The organism is Streptomyces sp. NPDC050997 (assembly GCF_040660135.1).
Lineage (GTDB): Bacteria > Actinomycetota > Actinomycetes > Streptomycetales > Streptomycetaceae > Streptomyces.
Genome location: NZ_JBFAGK010000008.1, coordinates 259128 through 281786 on the forward strand (window position 1 = coordinate 259128; position 22659 = coordinate 281786).

Below are 22659 nucleotides of genomic sequence, written 5' to 3' on the forward strand. Positions count from 1 at the left end.
GAGGGGCAGGGCTGGTTACGCCGCCACCGGCTGCTTCCGCTCCGCCGACGCCGCGGCCGTCTCCGCCGTGTCCGGAGCCACGGCACCCGGCGCCGACTTGCGCAGGCTCTTCAGTACGACGACCAGGGCGGTCGTGACACCCACGCCGGCCGCGATGGCCACCAGGTAGAGGAACGGGTTGCCGATCAGCGGGACCACGAAGATGCCGCCGTGCGGGGCCCGCAGGGTGGCGCCGAAGGCCATCGACAGGGCGCCGGTGACCGCGCCGCCCACCATCGAGGACGGGATGACCCGCAGCGGGTCGGCCGCGGCGAACGGGATCGCGCCCTCCGAGATGAAGGAGGCGCCCAGCACCCAGGCGGCCTTGCCGTTCTCGCGCTCGGTCTCGGTGAAGAGCTTGCCGCGCACGGTCGTGGCCAGCGCCATCGCGAGCGGCGGGACCATACCGGCCGCCATCACGGCCGCCATGATCTTCATCGCGGAGTCGCTGGGGCTCGAGACCGCGATACCGGCGGTGGCGAAGGTGTACGCGACCTTGTTGACCGGGCCGCCGAGGTCGAAGCACATCATCAGGCCGAGCAGCAGGCCGAGCAGGACGGCGTTGGTGCCGGTGAGACCGTTGAGCCAGTCGGTCATGCCCTTCTGCGCGGACGCGATGGGCTTGCCGATCACGACGAACATCAGGAACCCGACGATCGCCGAGGAGATCAGCGGGATCACCACCACCGGCATGATGCCGCGCATGGCCGCCGGGATGTTGACCTTCTGGATGGCCAGCACCACGCCACCGGCGATCAGACCGGCCACCAGACCGCCGAGGAAGCCCGCGTTGATGGTCAGCGAGATCGCGCCGCCGACAAAGCCGGGCACGATACCGGGACGGTCCGCCATGCCGTAGGCGATGTAGCCGGCCAGGACCGGGACGAGGAAGCCGAAGGCGACGCCGCCGATCTGGAAGAGCAGGGCGCCCCAGCTGTCCGCCTGGGTCCACACGAAGTGGTCCATGACCGACGGCGCACTGTTGATCTTGTATCCGCCGATCGCGAACCCGAGGGCGATCAGCAGACCGCCCGCCGCGACGAACGGGACCATGTAACTGACGCCGGACATCAGCCACTTGCGCAGCTTGGTGCCGTAGCCCTCGGAGGAGTCGCCGCCCCGCTCGACGGGGGCCCCGGGAGCGGAGCCCGCGGTGACCTCACCGCGCTCGGCCTTCCCGCGTACCTCGGTGATGAGCGCGCCGGGCCTGTTGATGCCCGCCTTCACACCGACGTCCACGGTGGGCTTGCCGGCGAAACGGTCCTTTTCCCGTACGGGCACGTCGTGGGCGAAGATCACGGCGTCCGCCGCCGCGATCACCGCCGGGTCGAGCCGGGTGAAGCCGGCCGAGCCCTGGGGCTCGACGACGATTTCGACGCCCGCCGCGCGGCCCGCCTTCTCCAGTGACTCGGCCGCCATGTACGTGTGGGCGATACCGGTCGGACAGGAGGTGACGGCGACGATACGGAAGGGACGCTCCTCGGAAGCCGCCACGGCTCCGTCAGTCCCGGCAACCCCGTCAGTCCCGTCAGTCCCGGCGTCGGCGGTGTCAGTTGTACCCGTGGCGGCGCCGGCGGAGGCCGCCGTCGGCGCCGCCACGGAGTCTTCGGAGACGCTCTCGGCGGCAGCCGCGGGCTCGTCCCCGCGGATCAGCGCCGCCGCGGCCTCCGCGTCGCCCGCCGAGCGCAGTGCGTCGGTGAACTCGGCGTTCATCAACTGCCGGGCCAGCGAGGACAGGATCGTCAGGTGGGCGTCGTCCGCGCCAGCCGGCGCGGCGATCAGGAAGATCAGGTCGGCGGGGCCGTCCGCCGCGCCGAAGTCGACGCCTGCGGCGCTGCGTCCGAAGGCGAGCGTCGGCTCGGTGACGTGTTCGCTGCGGCAGTGCGGGATGCCTATGCCGCCGTCGAGGCCGGTCGGCATCTGTGCCTCTCGGGCCGCCACGTCTGCCAGGAAGCCCTCCAGGTCGGTCACCCGGCCCAGGGTCACCATGCGCTCGGCGAGGGCACGGGCCGCCGCTTCCTTGGACTGGGCGGACAGGTCGAGGTCGACCAGGTCCGCGGTGATCATCTCGCTCATCGCGGGCTCCTTCGCACGCGTATCGCCCGGGGGGTGGAGTGGGCGGGGGTGGGAACGGGGGTGCAGTGGGGGTGTGTGGGGCTGGGGGCGGAGAGGGGGCTGGGGAGCAGACCCCGCCTCCGGTCGTCGACCGCGGCGAGTAACGGGGAGTCCCGCCGTTCGAGGGCCGGTCGGGTGAGGGCCGGTCGGGTGAGGGGCGGTCGGGTGAGGGGCGGTCGGGTGAGGGGCGGTCCGGGGAAGACCGGTCCGGTGCGGACCCGTCCAGCGGGGGCACACCAAGTGGCCGTAGCGGTAAGGGCGTTCATGACACCGGCTCCTTCAGTACACGATCCACCGGCACCTCGGCCGTGACGGTCACCGCCGCCGGGTCCAGGTCGCCCGGTGTCGGCATCACACTGCCGGGCAGCTGCACCGCGGCCGCCCCGTGGGCGACCGCCGAGGCGAGGGCCTCCGGTCCGCTGCCGCCGGCGATCAGGAAGCCGGCGAGGGAGGAGTCACCGGCGCCCACATTGCTGCGTACGGCCTCGACGTGTGCGCTGCCGAACCAGGTGCCGGCGCTGTTGACGAGCAGCTGCCCGTCGGCGCCCAGGCTGGCGAGCACGGCGCCCGCGCCCATCGCACGCAGCTCCTCGGCCGCCTTCACCGCGTCGCCCACCGTGGACAGGGGGCGCCCGACGGCCTCCGAGAGCTCTTCGGCGTTCGGCTTCACCACGTCGGGCCGCTCACGCAGCGCGGCGAGCAGCGCGGGCCCGGAGGTGTCCAGGGCGATACGCGCACCGACGGCGTGCGCCCGCGCGACCAGCTCGGCGTACCACTCCGGCGCGAGTCCCCGCGGCAGGCTTCCGCAGCAGGCGATCCAGTCCGCGTCGCGCGACTGGACGCGCACCGTCTCCAGGAGCAGCTCCCGCTCCTGAGCCGACAGTTCGGGGCCCGGTGCGTTGATCTTCGTGAGGACGCCGTCGGACTCCGCGAGCGCGATGTTCGAGCGGGTGGCTCCGGCGACCGGGACCGGCGCGACCTCGATGCCCTGCGCGTCCAGCAGGTCGGCGACGAGCGCGCCCGGCGCACCACCAAGGGGTAGCACGGCGACCGTGCGCTGCCCGGCGGCCGAGACGGCGCGCGAGACGTTCACGCCCTTGCCACCCGGGTCCATGCGCTCGCCGGTGGCGCGGATGACCTCGCCACGGTCCAGCGAGGGGACCTCATAGGTGCGGTCCAGGGACGGGTTCGGAGTGACGGTGAGGATCATGCGCGCACTACTTCCGTGCCGCCGCGCTCGATCGCGGTGGCGTCTTCGGGGCTCAGCCCGCTGTCGGTGATCAGCAGGTCCACATCGCTCAGGGCGCCGAAACGGGCGAAGTGCTCCTCGCCGTGCTTGGCGGAGTCGGCGAGCAGCACCACACGGCGGGCCGCGGCCATCGCCGCCCGCTTCACCGCGGCCTCGGCGAGATCGGGGGTGGTCAGGCCATGGTCGGCGGAGAAGCCGTTGGCCGCCACGAGAAGGACATCGGCCCGGATCTCGCCGTACGCCCGCAGCGCCCAGGCGTCCACGGCGGCGCGCGTACGGTGCCGTACGCGCCCCCCGACGAGGTGGAGTTGGATGCCGGGGTGGTCCGCGAGGCGGGCCGCGATCGGCAGGCTGTGCGTGACGACGGTGAGCGAGACCTCCAGCGGGATGGCGGCGGCCACGCGGGCGATCGTCGTCCCGGCGTCGAGGACCATCGTGCCCTCGGTCGGCAACTCCGCGAGGGCGGCCTTGGCGATGCGGTCCTTCTCGTCGGCCGCCGTCGTCTCGCGCTCGGCGAGGTCCGGCTCGAAGTCGAGACGGCCGGCCGGGATGGCGCCGCCGTGCACCCGGCGCAGGAGGCCGGCCCGGTCGAGGGCCTTCAGATCCCGGCGGATCGTCTCCGCCGTGACCTGGAACTCCTCGGCCAGTGACACCACGTCCACCCGCCCGCCGTCACGGGCGAGCCGGAGAATCTCCTGCTGCCGTTCCGGTGCGTACATGTCCGTTCGCCTCCGACCTATGCCCGAACTTGTGGTTTCGCTCGGGAGGCTACGCCCAGATTTCCGGAAAGTAAACAGGTTCGGACGTTATTCGGGCATGAACGGACTTCGGACGCGAACGGACATCGAGCGTGAACGGACGTCGGGCATGACCGGACGTCGAGCGTGAACGCACGTCGCCTGTCTCCGAGCGCGGGCGCAACACAAGGGCCCGGCACCTCCCCAGGCGCCGGGCCCTTTTCCCACCGCCGCTCAGGACACGAGCTCGGGCTCCTTCTCGTCCATCGCCCCGAGCTCCGGTCCGGCCCCCTCCACATGCTGGGCGGGCCGCTTCGGCAGGGCGAACATCAGCAGGAAGATGACGCCCATCACCGCGGCCACCCACCACAGCGCGTTCTGGAAACCCTCCACGAAGGCCGGGCCCACCTGGGTCTGCCGCAGATCGTCGGCGATCACTCCGAAGAAGACCACGGAGACCAGGCCGAGCCCCAGCGCGTTACCCATCTGCTGCACGGTGTTGATGAGTCCCGAGGCCGAACCGGCGTGCTCGCGCGGCACCTCCGACAGCACCGCGTCCGTCAGCGGGGCGACGATCAGGCCCATGCCGACGCCCATCACGATCAGCGGCAGCGCCATCTGCCAGGACGCGATGCCGAGGCCGTACCGCTCGGACTCCCAGATGTAGAGGAGGACGCCCAGCCCCATCACCAGCGCGCCCGCCTGGAGCACCTTGCGGCCGAAGCGCGGGACGAGTTGCTGCACGGACAGACCCGCCGCCGTCGACACGGCGATCGAGAACGGGACGCCGGTCAGGCCGGCCCGCAGCGGGGTCCAGCCGAGCCCCGTCTGCATGTACAGGGTCCACACCAGGAAGAAGATGCCGAGGCCGACACCGAAGACGGTCTGCACGGCGATGCCGGCGGCGAAGCTCTTGACGCGGAACAGGGAGAGCTCGATCAGCGGGGAACCGTCCCGCGCCGTCTTGCGCCGCTCGTACGCCACCAGCGCGCCGAGCACCACGAGCGAGCCGCCCATCGACACGTATCCCCACAGCGGCCAGCCCAGCTCCTCGCCGCGGGTGAGCGGGTAGACCAGCATCAGCAGGCCCAGCGTCACCAGCGCGACGCCCACCAGGTCCAGCTTCAGCGCCTTCGGGGCCTTGGACTCGGTGATGAAACGGCTGCCGAGAATCAGGCCCGCGATGCCGACCGGCAGGTTGATGAGGAAGATGGGCCGCCATTCGAGCCCGAAGAGGTTCCACTCGGTGAGCAGTGCGCCCAGCAGCGGGCCGGAGACCGCGCCCAGGCCGACGATCGCGCCGAAGAGCCCGAAGACCTTGCCCCGCTCGTGCGCCGGGAAGGTGGCGTGCACGATCGACAGGACCTGAGGCACCATCAGCGCCGCCATGCCGCCCTGCAGGATGCGGGAGGCGACCAGCATCTCCGGGTTCGCGGCGAAGCCGCACAGCGCGGAGGCGACGGTGAAGCCGCCTATGCCGATCAGGAACAGCCGCTTGCGCCCGTGGATGTCGCCGAGCCGCCCGCCGGTGATCAGGCCTGCGGCGAAGGCCAGCGCGTATCCGGCGGTGATCCACTGGATCTGGCTGAAGGAGGCGCCGGCGTCCGCCTGGATCGACGGGATGGCGATGTTGACGATCGTGACGTCGACAAGGTCCATGAAGGCCGCGGTCATCACGATGGCGAGGGCGAACCAGCGACGCCGGTCGCCCGCCGCCCTGGGGGTGGGCTCGGTGGAGGTCATGTCCTACAAGCTATGGCCGCATTAGGCCAGATCGTGTCCTAGTTCTGCGGCATCCTCGGATTCATGACGACGGACACTCCGGCCCGGCTCCTCCACCTCCTCTCCCTCCTCCAGACGCCCCGCGAATGGCCCGGCGGCGAGCTCTCCGAGCGCCTCGGTGTGTCCCGGCGTACGGTCCGGCGGGACATCGACCGGCTGCGCGAGCTCGGCTATCCCGTGCAGGCGAACAAGGGCGCCGACGGCGGCTACCGGCTCGTCGCGGGCAAGGCGATGCCGCCGCTCGTGCTCGACGACGAGGAGGCGGTGGCGATCGCGGTGGGACTGCGGGCCGGTGCCGGGCACGCGCTGGAAGGCGTGGACGAGGCGTCCGTGCGGGCGCTGGCCAAGCTGGAACAGGTGTTGCCGTCCCGGCTGCGGCATCGCGTCGCCACACTCCAGGCGGCGACGACTCCGCTCACCAGCGGGGACGGAGCGAGCATCGCACCCGAGACCCTGACCGTGATGGCCTCCACGGTGGCCGGGCGGGAGCGGCTGCGGTTCGCCTACCGCGCGCGGGACGGCGCGGACTCGCGCCGCATGGTCGAGCCGTACCGGCTGGTCTCCACCGGGCGCCGCTGGTACCTCGTCGCCTACGACCTCGATCGCGCCGACTGGCGTACGTTCCGCGTCGACCGGGTCGGTTCCCCCTTCGCCACCGGCGCCCGCTTCACACCGCGGGAGCTGCCGACGGGCGACGCGGCTGAGTACCTCCGGCAGTCGATGCGCGGGCGCCAGGAGATGTACGACTTCACGGTGACGTTCGACGCGCCGGCCGAGGCGGTCGCCGCCCGGCTGCCGGGGTGGCTCGAGGCCCTCCCGGAGGTGATCGACGGGGAGCGGTGCCGCCTGCGCGGGTCCGCGGGCGACGCGGTGGAGTGGCTGGCGGTGCGGTTGGCGATGCTCGGCTTCGACTTCACCGTGCAGGAGCCGGAGGAACTGGTGCGGTGCGTACGGGAGTTGGGTGGGCGGTTGGTTCGGGCGGGGGGTACGGGGAGGCTGGTGCCGGGGGTGAGTGAAGGGAGCGCGTGAGCGGGTGGGCTTCGCCGGGTGCCCGGTTCGGTGGACCCGCCGCCCTACCCCGCACCTCACGTCACCCCAGCCGCCTCACCCCGCCGCCCCGCCCGGGGAGATGTCTGCCGCCGCTCGGGCGATCTCCATCCAGGTCTCGGCCGTGTGCCGTTCCATGAGGGAGACGGATGCCGCCGCAGGAGACGGCTGGGTGGGGCTGCCCACGTTCGGCACGCTATGCCCATGTGACAGAATCTGCCCTCCGGCGGGCCACCCCGGGGTTCAGGTTCGGGGTGTCCCGCCGGTCCGGTATGCCGGGGGCGGAGCGGCATGAAGAGAGCCGGACCCCGGCGCCCGGGGGGAGGGCGCCGAAGCCCGGCTCGGGGAGAGTCCCGGCGCCGGGGGGAGTGCGACGGGACTTGGCTCGGGAGTCCGGGACACCTGGTCCCCGACTCGAACTCCTGGACCCTGAAGTCTTGTTCCCGGGGTCCAGCAGGTTGAAGCGGCGTTACACGCCATGTTTACGCCGACTTTCGCCACCCGGCGCGCGCCGGGTCACGAGTGCCGTACGCCAGGCGTCACGGGTGCTGCGCGGGAGGCGCCACTGGTGGTGCCCCCGCGAGCCGCGAGAGGCGTCACGCCGCCGCGTCGAAGCCTGTGCCCCGCGCCAGCTTCTTCAGCTCCAGCAGGGCGTGCTTCTCGATCTGGCGGATCCGCTCTCGCGTCAGGCCGTGCTCCTTGCCGACCTCGGTCAGCGTGCGTTCCCGGCCGTCGACGATGCCGTACCGCATCTTGATGATGGAGGCCGTGCGCTGGTCGAGGCGGCCGATGAGGTCGTCCAACTCCTCGCTGCGCAGCAGGGTCAGGACGGACTGCTCCGGGGAGACCGCCGACGTGTCCTCCAGGAGGTCGCCGAACTGGGTGTCTCCGTCGTCGTCCACCGGCATGTTCAGGGAGACCGGGTCGCGGGCCCAGTCCAGGACGTCCACCACGCGGTTCGGGTTGGACCCGAGCTCGGCGGCGATCTCCGCGGGCTCCGGGTCGCGGCCGTGCTCGCGGTTGAACTCGCGCTGCACACGCCGGATCCGGCCCAGCTCCTCGACCAGGTGGACGGGCAGCCGGATGGTGCGCGACTGGTCCGCTATGGAGCGGGTGATCGCCTGACGGATCCACCAGGTCGCGTACGTCGAGAACTTGAAGCCCTTGCGGTAGTCGAACTTCTCGACCGCGCGCACCAGGCCGGCGTTGCCCTCCTGGATCAGGTCGAGGAGAGGCAGCCCACTGCGGGGGTAGCGGCGGGCCACCGCGACGACCAGACGGAGGTTGGAGCGGATGAAGACGTCCTTGGCACGCTCACTCTCGTCGACCAGGGCCTGAAGCTCCTCACGGGAGGCTTCCGCCTTGGCGTCCTCGAATCCGTCGAGGACCTGTCGCGCGAACACACCCGCCTCGATGATCTGAGACAGCTCGACTTCCTTGGCGGCGTCGAGCAGCGGAGTGCGCGCGATCTCGTCGAGGTACATGCCGACCAGGTCGCGGTCGGCGATCTCGCCGCCATGGGCGCGAACACTGCTTGCCGCGTCGGTCCGGCCGGAGGCGGACTGACGACGGGCGACGGCACGGGTTGCCATGCGTGCTCCCTTGCGATGGTGAGTCAGCTGGTGGTCCTTAGACGCTCGGCACTCTCCTCGGGTGCCCAGCATCCGATGGAAACAACGACTGGAATCCGGACAGAATTCCCAGCCCACCCCTCCATTTTTCTGATCATGCAGTATCCTGCCCGGCCACAGGGGGAGGTCCGATGTCGTCGGAACGTACAGAGGTGCAGGTCAGGCCGGGAGTCGAGAGTGACCTCGATGCCCTCACCGATCTCTACAACCACTATGTACGTGAGACTCCCATCACATTCGACACCTCGATCTTCACTCCGGAGGAGCGCCGCCCCTGGCTGCTCTCCCACCCTGAAGACGGCCCGCACCGGTTGATGGTTGCCACGGAGACGGGTTCCCAAGGAACCTCACAGGAGATCCTCGGCTACGTCACATCCAGCGCGTTCCGCCCCAAGCCCGCGTACGCGACCTCGGTGGAGGTCACCGTCTACCTCGCTCCCCGCGCGCGCGGGCGCGGGGTCGGCACGCTGCTCTACAAGTCCCTGTTCGCGGCCCTCGCCCACGAGGACGTACATCGCGCCTACGCGGGCATCGCCCTGCCCAACGAGGCGTCCACACGTCTGCACGAGCGCTTCGGCTTCCGGCATGTGGGCACGTACCGCGAGGTGGGCCGCAAGTTCGGCCGCTACTGGGACGTGGCCTGGTTCGAGAAGGAGTTGTAGTCCCGTACGCGGGTCAGCCGAACTGCACCGACCGCTTGGCCATGCCCATCCAGAAGCCGTCGATCACGGACTTCTGCGCGTCGAGCTCGCCGACGACGTCCGCCGCGCCCATGGTCACGAAGAGGGGGGCGAAGTGCTCGGTGCGCGGGTGGGCGTAGCGGCCGGCCGGGGCCTTGTGGAGGAAGTCCAGCAGGGCGTCCCAGTCGCGGGACTCCAGGGCGTGGCGGCCCCAGTCGTCGAACTCCGAGGACCAGGTGGGCACTCCCGGCCCCGTGTGCCGCAGCGCGGCCAGGTTGTGGGTGAAGAAGCCGGAGCCGACGATCAGTACGCCCTCCTCGCGCAGCGGCGCGAGCTTGCGGCCGATCTCCATGAGCCTCACCGGATCGAGGGTCGGCATGGAGATCTGCAGGACGGGGATGTCGGCCTTGGGGAACATCTCGACCAGCGGGACGTACGCGCCGTGGTCGAGGCCGCGGTCCGGGATGTCCTGCACGGGTATGCCGGGCGCCCGCAGCAGCTTGCGTACGGACTCGGCGAGTTCGGGGGCGCCGGGGGCGTCGTAGGTCACCCGGTAGTAGTGCTCGGGAAAGCCCCAGAAGTCGTAGACCAGGGGCACCGGCTGGACGGCTCCGAGGGCGAGCGGGGCCTCTTCCCAGTGGGCGGAGACCATGAGGATCGCCTTGGGGCGGGGCAGGCCGGCGGACCAGGCGGCGAGTTCGCCGGGCCAGATCGGGTCGTCCGCGAGCGGCGGGGCGCCATGACTGAGATAGAGGGCCGGCATGCGCTGCCCAGGGACGGCGGAGGTGCTCTCCTCGATGGCGGCGGACATGACTGCGACTCCCTCCGGAAGAGCAGAAGCTTGAAACCTCAAGCTGTGACTTTGATAAGTGTACGCCTCACTTGTTTAACATTCAAGGAGACTTCTCGTACAGTGGAGTACATGAACACGGCATCCACATCCGCGCACGCTGACGAGCCCCGCTGGCTCACCGACGAGGAGCAGCGCGTCTGGCGTGCCTATGTGCACGCCACCACTCTTCTCGAAGACCACATGGACCGCCAGCTCCAACGGGACGCCGGCATGCCGCACGTCTACTACGGCCTTCTCGTCAAACTCGCCGAGGCTCCGCAGCGGCGGCTGCGCATGACCGAGCTGGCCATGGACGCGAAGATCACCCGCTCCCGCCTCTCGCACGCCATCGCCCGTCTGGAGAAGAACGGCTGGGTGCGCCGCGAGGACTGCCCCGACGACAAGCGGGGCCAGTTCGCGGTCCTCACGGACCAGGGCCGACAGATGCTGGGCGAGGCCGCGCCGGGCCATGTGACGGTCGTACGGAACGCGGTGTTCGACCGGCTCACCCCGGACCAGCAGAAGTCCCTCGGCGAGATCATGGAGATCATCGCCGAGGGACTCCAGCCGAACGAAGCGGGTGCGGACCTGCCCTGGCTGCGCTGAGCGCGACCAGGGCAGGTCCTGTGGGGCGTACGGGGCGTCCCCTTCCCCGTACGTACCCATGATCCGAAGGGGTACCAGGTGACGGGCGCCGTCAGTGCGCGACCACCGGCACCGGCAGCTCGTCCTCGGCACCCTCGTCGGAGCCGGTCACCGAAGTGGCCTCCGGGCGGCCGGTGTTGATGAAGGTGGCGGCGATCGTGGCGGCGGCCACGAGGATGCCCACGGCGAACCAGATCGCGTTGGTGTAGCCGTGCACCTGGCCCTCCAGCAGGACCAGCTGCTGCTGGGCCTTGGAACCGGCGCCGCCGATGTGGTCCTTGATGTACGAGGTCGTCGCCGAGGCGGCGATCGTGTTCAGCAGGGCGGTACCGATCGCGCCGCCCACCTGCTGCGAGGTGTTGACCATCGCGGAGGCGACACCGGAGTCACGCGGCTCGACACCGAGGGTGGCCAGGGACATGGCCGGCATGAACGCCGTACCCATGCCGAGGCCGAGCAGCACCATCGCCGGCAGGATCGTGCTGGCGTAGGAGGAACCGATCTCCAGCCGGGTCAGGATCAGCATGCCGAGGCCGGCGACCAGGAAGCCCGGAGCCATCAGCAGACGCGGGGCGACCCGGGTCATCAGGCGGGTGCCGATCTGCGTGGAGCCCACCATCATGCCGCCGATCATCGGCAGGAAGGCGAAGCCGGTCTTGACCGGCGAGTAGCCCTTCACGATCTGCAGGTAGTAGGTCAGGAAGAGGAACAGGCCGAACATCGCGATGATCGCGAGGCCGAGGGAGAGGTAGACGCCTCCGCGGTTGCGCTCGGTGATGACGCGCAGCGGCAGCAGCGGGGCCTTGACCTTGGACTCGGTGATGACGAACGCGGCGAGCAGCACCGCCGAGGCGATGAAGAGGCCGATCGTCACGGAGTCGCCCCAGCCTTCGGACTCGGCACGGGTGAAGGCGTAGACCAGCGTGACCAGACCGAGGACGGAGAGGATGACGCCGGGGATGTCGAGCGGCGAGCGGTTGCGGCCGCCGGCCGGCTCACGGATGACGAAGTACGCGCCCGCGGCCGCGATGATCGCGAACGGGATGTTGACGAAGAACGTCCAGCGCCAGTCGAGGTACTCGGTGAGCACGCCGCCGAGGATGAAGCCCACGGCGCCGCCGCCACCGGCGATCGCGCCGTAGATGCCGAACGCCTTGGCGCGCTCCTTGGGCTCCGTGAACATCACGGCGAGCAGGGAGAGCGCGGCGGGCGCGAGCAGCGCGCCGAACGCGCCTTGCAGGGCGCGAGCGCCGAGCATCATCGCCTCGTTGGTGGCCGCGCCACCGAGCGCGGAGGCGCCGGCGAAACCGATCAGACCGGCGACGAAGGTGCGCTTACGGCCCCACAGGTCGGCGATACGACCGCCGAAGAGCAGCAGACCGCCGAAGGCGAGGGCGTAGGCCGTGATGACCCACTGCCGGTTGCCGTCGGATATGCCCAGGTCCTGCTGGGCGGACGGCAGGGCGATGTTCACGATGGTCGCGTCGAGGACGACCATCAGCTGGGCGAGCGCGATGAACGTCAGCGCTTTCCAGCGGTTGGCGTCCGGACCGCTGGGAGCCTTTACGGCTGTTTCAGACATGGGGGTACCCACTTCGGGACTTCGGGACGGAAAAAGGTGTCGTAAGGGACGGCTCGTCGGTGGCGACTGCCGGAATCTGTAAGGCGACTACCGGTCTGTACGTGTGACTGCCGGAGTCTGTAAACGAGTTGCTGGAGTCTGTAGGCGAGTTGCCGGATCTGTAGGCGAGTTGCCGGACGGGTTGCGTGTAGTGACTGGCTCTGAGGTCAGAACTGATCGGTCAGGCTTGGCGGAGGTCCTCCATGGTCACGGCCGTGCCCGGCAGGTCGGAGCGGGCCGGAGTCCGCAGTCCGTCCAGGAACAGCTGCAGATGACGGTGTACGTAGCGGTCGGCGTTGACGCACCCGGTCCCGGCCGGGGGCCGGCTGAGCTGGGCCACGGCGACCATCAGATCGCCGACACCCACGTCGGTGCGCATCTGTCCGGCCGCCTTGGCGCGGTCCATGAGCTCGTCGACGATCTGCTCGAGTCGCTCGCGTGCCGCCTCCAGGTCGGGGTGGTTCTGGTCGAAGGTGCTGAGGACCATCGGGCACAGCGCGCTGATCCGCTCGTCGGCGGAGACGTGCACGAAACGCTCCAGCGCCCCGAAGGCGTCGGCGAGTTCCGCGAGCGCCAGCTCGGCCGCTTCCGAGGTGCGGTCCATGACCGAGCAGACGACCTCGCGGACGAGGGCGTCCCGGTCCGGGAAGTTGCGGTACACCGTGGCGTTGCCGACGCCGGCCCGGCGGGCGATCTCATCGAGCGGCGCGTCGGGGCCGAACTCGGTGAACATCTCCCGGGCGGCGCTGACGATCCGCTCCCGGTTGCGCAGGGCGTCGGCACGCGGCCGGGTCGCCTTGTGCTGCACGGGGGGCGCGGTCTGCACGGTGCTCTCCTCAGGTTGGACAAGTGACGTTATGTGACGACTGTGACGAACGGGTAAAGATCCGGGGACAGAGTCCCCGTTTCGCTCGAACACATGGCTAAACGGGGAAGTGGTCCCCGGTTATTTCCCGCCTCGACGTCGATTTACTGTGACCTGAGTCACATCCAGCCCTGGAGCTGATCCCAGCCGCCTCGGGGCCCCGCCTCGAAGCCGATCCCAGCTGGTCGCGAGGCGAGAAACCCACGTTCGGTCTCCTCCAGCGCGCGCCCGCGAACCCCTCACCACAGGGTGATCGAAAGGGCGCAGCCTTCAGTTCGGCGGCTGCCGAGGACCGAAGGGGCCACGCGATGCAGCCGCTGCCTGGGAGACGGCAGGGAGGGACGGGCACGTCTCCGAAGCCGCTCCGGCGCCGGATACGCCCGTACCGCGTGGCCGCCCTGGTCTCCGTGACCGCGCTGACCCTCGCCGTCAGCACCTCGGCCGGCACCGGACACCTCCCCACGAGCCCCACGACGGCCGGGGCCGGCCCGAGCACCCTTACCCGCTCGGCCGCCCAGGGCCCCTGCATGATCAGCGGCAGCCCGACGGTCCAGATGTCGGAGGGCATCCCGACCCCGAGCGGCTACTCCCGCTCCCTCGGCACCGTCCACGCCCTCACCCTGATGGTCGACTTCTCCGACGCACCCGGCTCGGGCAGCGCGCGGAGCCGGTTCCAGGAGTTCTTCCCGAAGACCCAGGAATGGTTTCGCACCAGCTCCTACGGCCGCCTCGACTACCGAACCGAGACACCGATCCCCGACTGGCTGCGCATGCCGAAGTCGTTCCGGTCCTACGGCATAGAGCGCGGCGCGCCCTTCGACCCCGGCTACCAACAGCTGGTCCAGGACATCGTGACCGCGGCCGATCCCAGCGTGGACTTCCGGTCGTACGACTTCCTGAACGTGCTGATGACGCCCAACGCCGGGCCCTCCGCACTGGACACGGTCCTGTCGGTCACCTTCGCCGGCAACACGGAGGCCCCCGTCGCCGACGGCGTCCCGGTGGCGAACGCCTCCTTCGTGTACTCCCGTCAGGACGACGGCTCCGGCTCCTACGACAAGAACGGCTACCGCGTCCTCCCGCACGAGAACGGCCATGTCTTCGGCCTGCCCGACCTGTACACCCAGGAGGGCGGGGGCGCGGTCGGCCACTGGGACATCATGAGCGAGGACTGGGGGGCCAACAACGACCTGCTGGGCTGGCACAAGTGGAAGCTCGGCTGGCTGGACGCCGCCCAGATGAGCTGCGTGACGACACCGGGCACGACCGAGCACACCCTCACGCCGCTGGCCCGGACCGGCGGCGCCAAGCTGCTCTTCGTCCCGCTCGGCAGCCACACCGGGTACGCCGTCGAACTGCGCACCCGCGAGGGCAACGACGAGACCGTGTGCCGGCCGGGCGTACTGATCTACAAGGTCGACGCGGACGTGGACACCGGCCAGGGCCCTGTCAGGGTGCGCGACTCCCACCGCGGCAGCGGCGGCTGCACCCGCAGCCCGAACGTCCACGCCGAACTCTCCGACGCGCCGTACTCCCCCGGCGAGGACTTCCGGGACCCGAGGAGAGGCATCCGGATCTCGGTGGCGGGGGCGGACCTCTCCGGCAACTACCGATTGCTGGTGACGCGGCGTTGAGCACCGAGGAGACGGTCCCGGGGGTAACGGGCCCGCGGGGACCGCGGGTGACGCGGCCGTCGCGCGGACGGCACCGCCGGGAATGACCGGCTCCTGGTGACCCGCCATCGCGCGCGGAGGCCCCCGGATTACGGTAGGCCTGCCGCGACCGCCGTACCGGAGAACCGATGCCCGCTGAGACACCTGCCGAGCCCCCCGTCGAAACCGACACGGGGGCGCGCGCCAAGACGGCCACGGGGGCGCGCACCGAGACGTCCACGGATGGCACCCCGGTACCGGCCGAGGCGGTCGCGCCGCTGATCCGGGGCATCGGCCTGCTGCGTCAACTCACCGAAGCCGGGGGGACGTTGAGCCCGAGCGGGCTCGAACGTGCCACCGGTCTCGCCCGCTCCACGGTGGACCGGATCACCTCCACCCTCGCGCGCATGGAGTACGTCCGTCTCGACGGCCGGGACGTGGTCCTCGCCCCGCGTCTCATGGAACTGGGCAACGCCTACCTGGCCGCCCTGCGGCTGCCCGCCCTCCTGGACGCCCGCGCGGACGCGCTCGCCGACGAACTGGACGAGTCGGTGTCGCTGGCGGTCGGCGACCGCGACGGCATCCGCTTCATCCACCAGGCCACCCGCCGCCGCGCCATGTCCCTGAGCTTCCGCATCGGCGACCTGCTCCCGGCCGAACGCACCGCCCCCGGCCCGCTGTTCGCGTCGGAATGGACGACGCGGCAGTGGCAGGAGTGGCGGGCACGCCGGGCCGCGGACCCGCAGGACCGGGGCTTCTCGGCCGTACCGCCGCGCGAACACGCCTCACCGGACGGCGACTTCGAACGCCGGGCCGCCCGTACCCGGCAGGACGGCTGGGCGTTGGACGACCAGTTGATCGAACCGGGACTGGTCGCGGTCTCGGTACCCGTACGGGATCCGGGTACGGGCCGGATCGCCTGCGTGGCGAGCGTGGTGAGCCACACCAGCCGGCACACGGCGACCCACCTGCACGACACGCTGCTCCCCCGGCTGCGTACGGCGGTGGCGGAGATGGAGGGTGCGCTGCGGGAGGCTGCGGCGGCTTCCACCTCCGCTTCGGGGTCGGCGCCAGCAGCGGTTTCAGCTTCAGCTTCGGCCCACCTCCTCCGGGCGTCGAAGCAGGAGCTGGGCCGGGAGTTCATCGAGTCGCTGGCCCGCGGGCTGACCGTACTGACGGCGTTCGGCGAGGACAGAACGGCGTTGACCCTGACGGAGGTGGCGAAGGCGACCGGCCTGGCGCGCGCGACCGCACGCCGGGCGCTGATCACGTACGAACACCTGGGCCTGGTGACCGCGGGCCCGCACCGCACGTTCGCCCTCACCCCCCGCGTCCTGTCCCTCGGCTTCCCACCCCTCTCCCGCACCTCCCTCCCCCGCATCGCGGGCCCCCACCTGGCGGACCTGGCCGCCCGGCTCCACGAATCCACGTCGCTGGCGGTCCTCTCCCCGACGGGCGAGGAGATCCAGTACACGGCCCGGGCAGCCGCGCACCGGGTGATGAGCGTGGACATCACGGTCGGCACGCGGCTGCCGGCGCCGGCGACGTCGCTGGGCCAGGTACTGCTGGCGCAGCGGGGGCCGGCGCCTTCCGGGGTGCTGGAGGAAGTCCGCCGACAGGGCTACGCCCTCCTCGACGAGGAGTGGGAGGAGGGCCTGCGCTCGATCGCGGTACCGGTCCACGACCGCACGGGAACCGTGGTCGCCGCCGCCAACGTGGCCCTGCACGCGGCCCGCCGCACGGCGCGGGAATGCGTCGAGGACATCCTTCCCGAGCTGAGGGCCACGGCGAAGCGGATCGAAGGGGAGCTGGGGGTGGCGGGGAGGTTCGTGCGGGTGGCGTTGCACTGAGGGGTGGTTGCGGTGGTTGCGGTGGTTACGGCGAGGGAGGACACCCCGCCTCCCTGCTCACCCCACGTAGGGCCGGGCGGCACGCCCCTCCCGAAGGGTGAGCCCCCACCAGGCGAGCTGATCCAGCAGCACGGTGGCGGCCTTGCCCGCCCCGTCCTCGTCCAGCGGCCGCCCGCGATCGTCGAACCTCTCCCAGGCCATGTGGAAGCTGACGGTGTCCCTGAGGGTGACGGCATGCAACTCGGCGAAGACCTGCCGTAGTTGCTCCACCGCCCGCTGGCCGCCGGCCATTCCCCCGTACGAGACGAACCCGACCGGCTTGGCCCGCCACTCGCTGTACACGTAGTCGATGGCCAGCTTCAGGGACGCCGGGTACCCGTGGTTGTACTCGGGGGTGACGACCACGAACCCGTCGAGCCCCTCGATACGCCGAGCAAGCCTCGGTACGTCACCGGGGCGGTCGTCGGGGCGATCACCGGACTGCTCGAAACTCAGCCTCAGTTCGTCGACGAGGGCGGGCTCGGCCAGATCGATCACATGGATCTCCATGTCCTGACGCCCACCGGCCTCGGCAACGAACCAGTCGGCGACCTTGTCGGCGAACCTCCCGGCCCGGACACTGCCGATGAGGACGCCGATCTTGAGCGGATGTGCGCGGTGTGTAGGCATGCGAGGACCATAGAAACTCAACCAAACTTGAGGTCAACCCCGGTCTACTGGTCCCGTTCCTTCTGGTCGCGGCGCGCCGGCTGGCGGAGGAGAAGCCGCGGGTCCGGGACGGTGCGCGGGCTCGGCAGCATGACCGTGTCGGCTTCCATGAACGATGCCGGTGCCGGTGCCGGTGCGGAGTCCGGGGCCGGTTTCGCCGTCGGCGGCTGTTGCCGCAGGCCCGCGAACGGATTGCGCCAGAAGTGGGAACGCGGGGTTCGCCAGTTGTAGCGCAGGGCGAGAAGCCGTAGCCCGAAGGCGAACAGCGAGGTGCCGATGGCGGTGCCGACGTTCAGGAGTCCGGTGTCGTACAGAAGAGCGGCCGAGGTCGCGCCGGCGAGGGCGGGCAGTGCGTACAGATCGCGGTTCCAGCGGAGCAGCGTGGGCTGTTCGAGGGCGAGGAGATGGGCGAGCACGCCGCCGCCGACGGCACTGGCGCTGCCGAGCGTGACGGCGGCGGGAAGGTTGAAGCCGTGGGAGAGCGCCTTGATCGTGCCGGTGACGCTGAAGAGTCCGAGCGCCGCCGCGTCGGGGACATCGAACAGCCTGCCCTCGTGCACTTTGTCGTCGTGGCGCAGCCGGTGGCCGAAATACACGATCACCGCCGCGGCGCAGGGCGTGAAGAAGTAGCCGCGATCGGTGAAGGCGACGGGGGTGACCTGGAGCACCAGATCACGGAAGAGGCCGCCGCCGAGGCCGGCCGCCTCGCTGAGGATGACCGTCCCGAAGATGTCGTAGTCCTTGCGTACCGCGAGGAACGCTCCTGAGAGGGCGAAGGCGAAGATCCCTAAGAGATCCATCACGTACTGGACAGCGCCGCTCAGTTCCTCGATTGGCATCGGTGCAGGCCTCCCTGAAAGCTGGTGAGCACGCGCGCCATCGAAGGCTGTTGGGCACGCGAACGATGTTTCGAAGGTGCCGTCCACATGGACGGTTCGGTGAGAGCGGCTCCCGATCCGTCGGGCGGCCTCCACATGAGCGGACTACACGGCTCCGTAGCCTGCTGCACACCGGGAATCACCTTGCACCATGCGCCGCCATCGCCGCAGCGTATCCACTCATACGGTTCATATGGCCTCGTTTCCTGTCCTTTGCCGAATGACCTCTGCTCTCCTTGGACCGGGCGGACGTCGGCTGCGAGGAACGCAACCGTGCGGCGGATCCGGGCTCGTCGCCGTCGAGGTACGGCGTGGACGGCGTGGACGGTACCCGCGCAGTAGGCGTCGAGAGCACGGAGAAGAAGCTGGCGCTTGTCACCAAAGGCGCCGTACAGGCTGCGCGGCTGAGCCGCCCGGTCGCTTCGAGCAGGTCGAAGCGTTCCGCAGGCCCGCCGCCCCACCCACTCCCCTACCGACGACCCACACAGCCGCGCATCCGCTAGGCTGTCCCTGGTCGGTCGTGGTACGTCGCGCTGTCTGCTCATGTAACACTGGGAAGCCTTCGCACCATGTCTGACCAGCGGGCTTGTACTCCTCTACGCCTCGTCGAAGATCCACACCCTGGATTTTCAACAAGGTCTTCCACAAGCCCCTGCCTTCGTAGCTCAGGGGATAGAGCACCGCTCTCCTAAAGCGGGTGTCGCAGGTTCGAATCCTGCCGGGGGCACCAGGCAAAAGGCCCCGGACCGATCATGGTCCGGGGCCTTTGACATGCACAATTGACATCAACGAGGGCGGTCACTGAGCCCGGTATCGGGCAACCGTGTAGGCGCCTGGGCCCGTCAGGGAACCGGTGGCGGATTCGTCGGTGATCTCAACAACATCGAAGCCGACAAGCGCGGCGTGCAACTCCAGTTCGCGTGGGCCGAGGACGCGGCGGCGGATCACGTCGTGGGCCTCCTCGCCCGAGTCGAAGGTCCAGTGGCGGTGCGTGCTGTTGATCTGCGTCAGCAGATCCCACTCGTAGCTGATGGTCACTGTGGCAGTCCCCTGTCCAGTCTCGACGCGGGCCGACTGCGGACGCGGGCGCTCAATCGGGGCCACCGGGGAGCACAGGACGAGGATGGTCCCTGGACGCGAGTGCGCGGCGAAGGTCTGGAATGCGGCCCGGACGTCGTGGTTGTCGTGCGCATAGGCGAGCGAGTTGCCCAGGCACACCAGGACGTCGGCGGTACGGCCGAGTCGGACGGTGCGCATGTCACCGAGCCGGACGTCGAGCTCGGGCCGCGTCCGGTGTGCGTAGTCGATCAGGCCTGGCTGGAGATCCACACCGATGCAGTCGAAGTGCTTGGCCAGCAGCTCCAAGTCCCTCCCGGTGCCGCAGCCGAAGTCCAGCAGGGTTCGGGCGTCCGGACTGTGCCTGCCGATCAGTGCCCGGCAGACGTCGGCACTGTCGCTGTCGGACTGCACGCTGTCGTACAGCGCCGGGTCCCGGTAGAAGAGGTTCGACTCTTCCAGGAGTTCGGGTCCGGCGATGTCCGGGCTGTTCATGCAAGGCTCCGCAGTCCGACTTCCAGGGCGAGGGTGTCGCACAGCAGGTCGGGCACCACGGGTGCGCGCTCGGCGTGGTCGCGGGCCCGAGCCAGGGCGTCGGGGTCAACGTAACCGAGGTCGACCAGCAGTGACTCGCGCAGCATGCCGTCCAGGAGGGGTAATCCGTAGGTGCGTAGGCCGGTTTCCATGACCGCGCGGAAGTTCTCGGGCTCGGTCGGGGCAGCGACGGACTCGGGAAGCCCGGCGCGCCGCAGGCGATCGCGGAACATTGCCTTGACGCGTTTGTGCTCATGAGGCAGCTGTTCCATGAAGCGGACCACTTTGGGATGCACGAGTGGGGCGACGGGCCAGATTCCGAGCCGCAGGTAGGCAGGATTGTGCAGGCCGAAGGCCACGTCGGCGCAGCCGGCACTCGTATAGTCGCTGCATGGTGACTGCGACTGTCCGTGAGTGGTACGACGAGGAAGGGTGGGGGGTACTCGACTCTCCCGAGACACCCGGCGGTTGCTGGGGCCACTACGCCGACATCCAGACAAAGGGCTTCCATACGCTGTCGCCCGGGCAACGTGTGGATCTCCAATGGGAAGCCCCTGGCTTCAAGCAAGACGGCTATGCCTACCGGGCAGTGAACATAGTGCCCCGGCCAGCCTGACATCCACATCTGACATCAACAACGGCAGACAGCAGCGGCTACGAGCGGCCCCTGACGACCATGCCTTCCAGGCATCCGAAGCTCCTGAAGCCCCGTTGATCGAACTCCTGGAGCGGGTGTCGCAGGTTCGAATCCTGCCGGGGACACAGGAAAAGGGCCGGCTCAGGAGGGGTTTCCTCCCAGGCTGGCCCTTCGTCGTGTTCGGGGCGTGCCACTAGAGTCCACGCGGAGTCCACATCCCCTTGGGTAGAGAGTCGGTGTCTCTCGCTGTTGGATATGGACGTGCCGAAGAGCGATCACTACGCGAGAACCAGCATGCGACTGGTCCTATGGGGCTGCCTTGCCGGGTTGGCCGTGGCCTTGGCTATCCCGGTGTACATAGTGGTGGCCGTGCTCCTGGGCGGGATGCCGACCCCTTGAAAGCTATCGGCCGCTCAATTGCACGCCCTCTTGCGGTGCAGGTGGCGGATGGAGCGGCCTGCGCAGTCGTTGTCTCAATGCGTGCTCGTGAGCTGCACTTGCACAACAAATGATCTATGCGAAGCTTCGGCGTCCGAGGCCGAAGGAGGGGTCATGGGGATTGAGCTGGAACTGCACTTGGGGCGACCCACTCGAAAGGGGGCGTCGAAGGACACCTTGCTTCGGGGCTCTTACGAGCACGGTGAAGCGCTGGCGAGGGTGCTGAGCACCCTCGACCGGCATGGCTCGGGCAAGCTCGGCTGGGTAGATCCCTACGGCGACACGCTGTTCAACGAGCAGGAAGCTCAAGTCGCCCGTCAGGAAGTCGTCGCCCTGACACGGGGGTGTACTGACGACCAGCAGAAAGCGGCTCTGCTCGACCTTGCCGAGATCCTCGAAGCGTGTGCGGCGACGCCGGGCAGCTACTTGTGGTTTATGGGTGACTAGCCATACCTGATCATTGCTCTTGTGGTTGGCCGGGGTGAGTTGACGGATGTGGCGTGGGAGCGGACAGGACCGCTACTGCCGCGTGTTGATGGTCGTGGGCGGCCGTGGCGGGATCAACGCCAAGTGGTGAACGGCGTGCTCCGGCGGTTGCGGACAGGGGCACCTGGCGTGATCTGCCCGAGCGATATGGCCCGTGGCAGACCGTCTACGAGCGCTTCGCCCACTGGGAGACGGACGGAACCTGGGCGAAGCTGCTGGAGCATGTGCAAGTCGCGCGAATTCAGCGCGCCTTCGTCACGACAACCCAATGCCACGAACGCATTTCATGCCGGGTGTCGAACTCAGCGAAGGTCGTCCAGCCTCTCCGCCACCGACCTCCTCCGTGGTACTTAGCCCGGCAGGAGCATGTGCAGAGCGGTCCCTGCGCGTTCTTGCAGCTTGAGGTACAAGCCTCGTAGGGGTTGAACTCGCGGCCGACCATGATCTGCTCATTCCTGGCCAGCAGCTCACCAGCCAGCCGCAGGAAGTGCTGGTTGGGCACAGTCCAGCATCCTCGCTTCTCCTGCCAGAGGGGACGGGTACTGGTAGGCATGTAGACCCCGATCCTCTGTTGCTGTTGCCAGCTGGTGTGTTGGGGAAGCCAGACGCCGAGCAGTCCCTCGGCTGGGAGCGCGAGCGAGGCTAGATGGTTGTCACGCCATGCCGGGAGCCACTCCGGGGGCTCGAGGAAGTTCTGCGGGGGGAGCGTGAACCGCTCTGCGCGCTTGGGTTGGGGCCCGCTTTTGCCGAGGTTCGTGGTCACTTCGCTGGCTGGCTTGCCGGATGCGTAGCACTGGAACGGGCTGAAGTGGGCCCGACGGTGGGAATCCACGTTGCCGGTCGCGTCGACGTGCACGGTCTGCCCACAGTTACGGCATATGACTTCAACGCCCACTCTGGCAGTTGTCCTTCAAGTAAGGAATCGGAGGGTGAAAACCACGCAGCAGGTCGTGACCGGGGCGGCGCGGAGGCTGCGGAGCATCGCCTCGCCGCCGCACTCGAAGGCGTCCTGACCCGCTCGGGCAGCCAGTCAGCCGGCGTTGGTGTCCGTCCACTTGCCGCTGAAGAATGAGCTGCCGCCGCGCCACCGTCACCTCCCTGAGCGGGAAGGTACGGATTTTCAGACGGTGCCGGACCTTGGGGGCTGCAATTCACCCGGACACGACGGGCCCCGCTC

The 22659-nt window shown here is 69.5% G+C and carries 20 protein-coding genes, 1 tRNA gene and 1 pseudogene; 9 read left to right on the top strand and 13 right to left on the bottom strand.

Annotated features, from left to right (window positions below; translation table 11 throughout):
• Positions 1 to 15: 15 nt before the first annotated feature.
• From AB0H86_RS20810 to AB0H86_RS20825, 4 genes are all read right to left on the bottom strand, one after another.
• The gene (locus tag AB0H86_RS20810) at positions 16 to 2115 is read right to left on the bottom strand and encodes a fructose-specific PTS transporter subunit EIIC (protein WP_362440409.1); all 2100 of its coding nucleotides are present in this window, start codon (positions 2113 to 2115) and stop codon (positions 16 to 18) included.
• A 301-nt stretch (positions 2116 to 2416) separates the two neighbouring features.
• On the bottom strand, positions 2417 to 3364 hold the full coding sequence (gene pfkB, locus AB0H86_RS20815) for a 1-phosphofructokinase (RefSeq protein WP_362440412.1): 948 nt from the start codon (positions 3362 to 3364) through the stop codon (positions 2417 to 2419).
• Entirely contained in the window at positions 3361 to 4122 is a 762-nt protein-coding gene (locus tag AB0H86_RS20820) for a DeoR/GlpR family DNA-binding transcription regulator (protein ID WP_362440414.1), read from the bottom strand. The genes pfkB and AB0H86_RS20820 overlap by 4 nt, the downstream gene beginning before the upstream one ends.
• Positions 4123 to 4374: 252 nt before the next feature.
• The gene (locus AB0H86_RS20825; RefSeq protein ID WP_362440417.1) at positions 4375 to 5883 is read right to left on the bottom strand and encodes an MFS transporter; all 1509 of its coding nucleotides are present in this window, start codon (positions 5881 to 5883) and stop codon (positions 4375 to 4377) included.
• Between the two features lie 63 nt (positions 5884 to 5946).
• Here AB0H86_RS20825 and AB0H86_RS20830 point away from each other — a divergent pair, with 63 nt between their 5' ends.
• The gene (locus tag AB0H86_RS20830) at positions 5947 to 6951 is read left to right on the top strand and encodes a YafY family protein (protein WP_362440420.1); all 1005 of its coding nucleotides are present in this window, start codon (positions 5947 to 5949) and stop codon (positions 6949 to 6951) included.
• A 75-nt stretch (positions 6952 to 7026) separates the two neighbouring features.
• Here the strand turns inward: AB0H86_RS20830 and AB0H86_RS20835 are convergent, their stop codons facing one another.
• The gene (locus AB0H86_RS20835; RefSeq protein ID WP_362440423.1) at positions 7027 to 7155 is read right to left on the bottom strand and encodes a hypothetical protein; all 129 of its coding nucleotides are present in this window, start codon (positions 7153 to 7155) and stop codon (positions 7027 to 7029) included.
• A gap of 410 nt (positions 7156 to 7565) precedes the next feature.
• Positions 7566 to 8561 carry a sigma-70 family RNA polymerase sigma factor gene (locus AB0H86_RS20840; RefSeq protein WP_362440426.1) on the bottom strand — a complete coding sequence of 332 codons (996 nt, stop codon included), beginning with the start codon at positions 8559 to 8561 and terminating at the stop codon, positions 7566 to 7568.
• 170 nt (positions 8562 to 8731) lie between these two features.
• Here AB0H86_RS20840 and AB0H86_RS20845 point away from each other — a divergent pair, with 170 nt between their 5' ends.
• Positions 8732 to 9262, top strand: coding sequence for an N-acetyltransferase family protein (locus tag AB0H86_RS20845; RefSeq protein ID WP_362440429.1), 531 nt, complete (start codon positions 8732 to 8734; stop codon positions 9260 to 9262).
• Between the two features lie 13 nt (positions 9263 to 9275).
• Here the strand turns inward: AB0H86_RS20845 and AB0H86_RS20850 are convergent, their stop codons facing one another.
• Complete coding sequence (locus tag AB0H86_RS20850; RefSeq protein WP_362440432.1) at positions 9276 to 10091, bottom strand: class III extradiol ring-cleavage dioxygenase; 816 nt, start codon at positions 10089 to 10091, stop codon at positions 9276 to 9278.
• Positions 10092 to 10202: 111 nt separating this feature from the next.
• On the opposite strand from AB0H86_RS20850, the gene AB0H86_RS20855 reads away from it, so the two are divergent.
• Positions 10203 to 10718, top strand: coding sequence for a MarR family transcriptional regulator (locus AB0H86_RS20855; RefSeq protein WP_362440434.1), 516 nt, complete (start codon positions 10203 to 10205; stop codon positions 10716 to 10718).
• A gap of 91 nt (positions 10719 to 10809) precedes the next feature.
• Here the strand turns inward: AB0H86_RS20855 and AB0H86_RS20860 are convergent, their stop codons facing one another.
• Both AB0H86_RS20860 and AB0H86_RS20865 read right to left on the bottom strand, forming a co-directional pair.
• Positions 10810 to 12339, bottom strand: coding sequence for an MFS transporter (locus AB0H86_RS20860; protein ID WP_362440437.1), 1530 nt, complete (start codon positions 12337 to 12339; stop codon positions 10810 to 10812).
• 220 nt (positions 12340 to 12559) lie between these two features.
• Positions 12560 to 13204, bottom strand: a complete 645-nt coding sequence (locus tag AB0H86_RS20865) for a helix-turn-helix domain-containing protein (protein WP_362440440.1) — start codon at positions 13202 to 13204, stop codon at positions 12560 to 12562.
• Between the two features lie 428 nt (positions 13205 to 13632).
• On the opposite strand from AB0H86_RS20865, the gene AB0H86_RS20870 reads away from it, so the two are divergent.
• A complete protein-coding gene (locus AB0H86_RS20870) occupies positions 13633 to 14877 on the top strand; it encodes a M6 family metalloprotease domain-containing protein (RefSeq protein ID WP_362440443.1) in 1245 nt (414 codons plus the stop codon).
• Between the two features lie 167 nt (positions 14878 to 15044).
• Entirely contained in the window at positions 15045 to 16745 is a 1701-nt protein-coding gene (locus tag AB0H86_RS20875; protein WP_362440446.1) for an IclR family transcriptional regulator C-terminal domain-containing protein, read from the top strand.
• Between the two features lie 57 nt (positions 16746 to 16802).
• On the opposite strand, the gene AB0H86_RS20880 is transcribed toward AB0H86_RS20875, so the two are convergent.
• Positions 16803 to 17414, bottom strand: coding sequence for an NAD(P)H-dependent oxidoreductase (locus AB0H86_RS20880; RefSeq protein WP_362440449.1), 612 nt, complete (start codon positions 17412 to 17414; stop codon positions 16803 to 16805).
• Between the two features lie 44 nt (positions 17415 to 17458).
• Positions 17459 to 18292, bottom strand: coding sequence for a trimeric intracellular cation channel family protein (locus AB0H86_RS20885; protein WP_362440452.1), 834 nt, complete (start codon positions 18290 to 18292; stop codon positions 17459 to 17461).
• Positions 18293 to 18985: 693 nt separating this feature from the next.
• Between AB0H86_RS20885 and AB0H86_RS20890 the strand changes: the two genes are divergently transcribed.
• A tRNA-Arg gene (locus AB0H86_RS20890) sits at positions 18986 to 19061 on the top strand.
• A 68-nt stretch (positions 19062 to 19129) separates the two neighbouring features.
• Here the strand turns inward: AB0H86_RS20890 and AB0H86_RS20895 are convergent.
• Both AB0H86_RS20895 and AB0H86_RS20900 read right to left on the bottom strand, forming a co-directional pair.
• Positions 19130 to 19882: a class I SAM-dependent methyltransferase gene (locus AB0H86_RS20895; protein WP_362440456.1), complete on the bottom strand. Its 753-nt coding sequence runs from the start codon at positions 19880 to 19882 to the stop codon at positions 19130 to 19132.
• Positions 19879 to 20280, bottom strand: a complete 402-nt coding sequence (locus AB0H86_RS20900; protein ID WP_362440459.1) for a hypothetical protein — start codon at positions 20278 to 20280, stop codon at positions 19879 to 19881. The genes AB0H86_RS20895 and AB0H86_RS20900 overlap by 4 nt, the downstream gene beginning before the upstream one ends.
• Before the next feature lie 32 nt (positions 20281 to 20312).
• Between AB0H86_RS20900 and AB0H86_RS20905 the strand changes: the two genes are divergently transcribed.
• The 3 genes and pseudogenes from AB0H86_RS20905 to AB0H86_RS20915 all read left to right on the top strand — a co-directional run.
• Positions 20313 to 20537 (top strand): cold shock domain-containing protein, encoded by a 225-nt coding sequence (locus AB0H86_RS20905; RefSeq protein ID WP_362440462.1) that lies wholly within the window; start codon positions 20313 to 20315, stop codon positions 20535 to 20537.
• 573 nt (positions 20538 to 21110) lie between these two features.
• Positions 21111 to 21443, top strand: coding sequence for a hypothetical protein (locus tag AB0H86_RS20910; protein WP_362440464.1), 333 nt, complete (start codon positions 21111 to 21113; stop codon positions 21441 to 21443).
• Positions 21444 to 21482: 39 nt separating this feature from the next.
• A pseudogene (locus AB0H86_RS20915) lies at positions 21483 to 21703 on the top strand (transposase); the annotation flags it as partial.
• Positions 21704 to 22659: the final 956 nt, after the last annotated feature.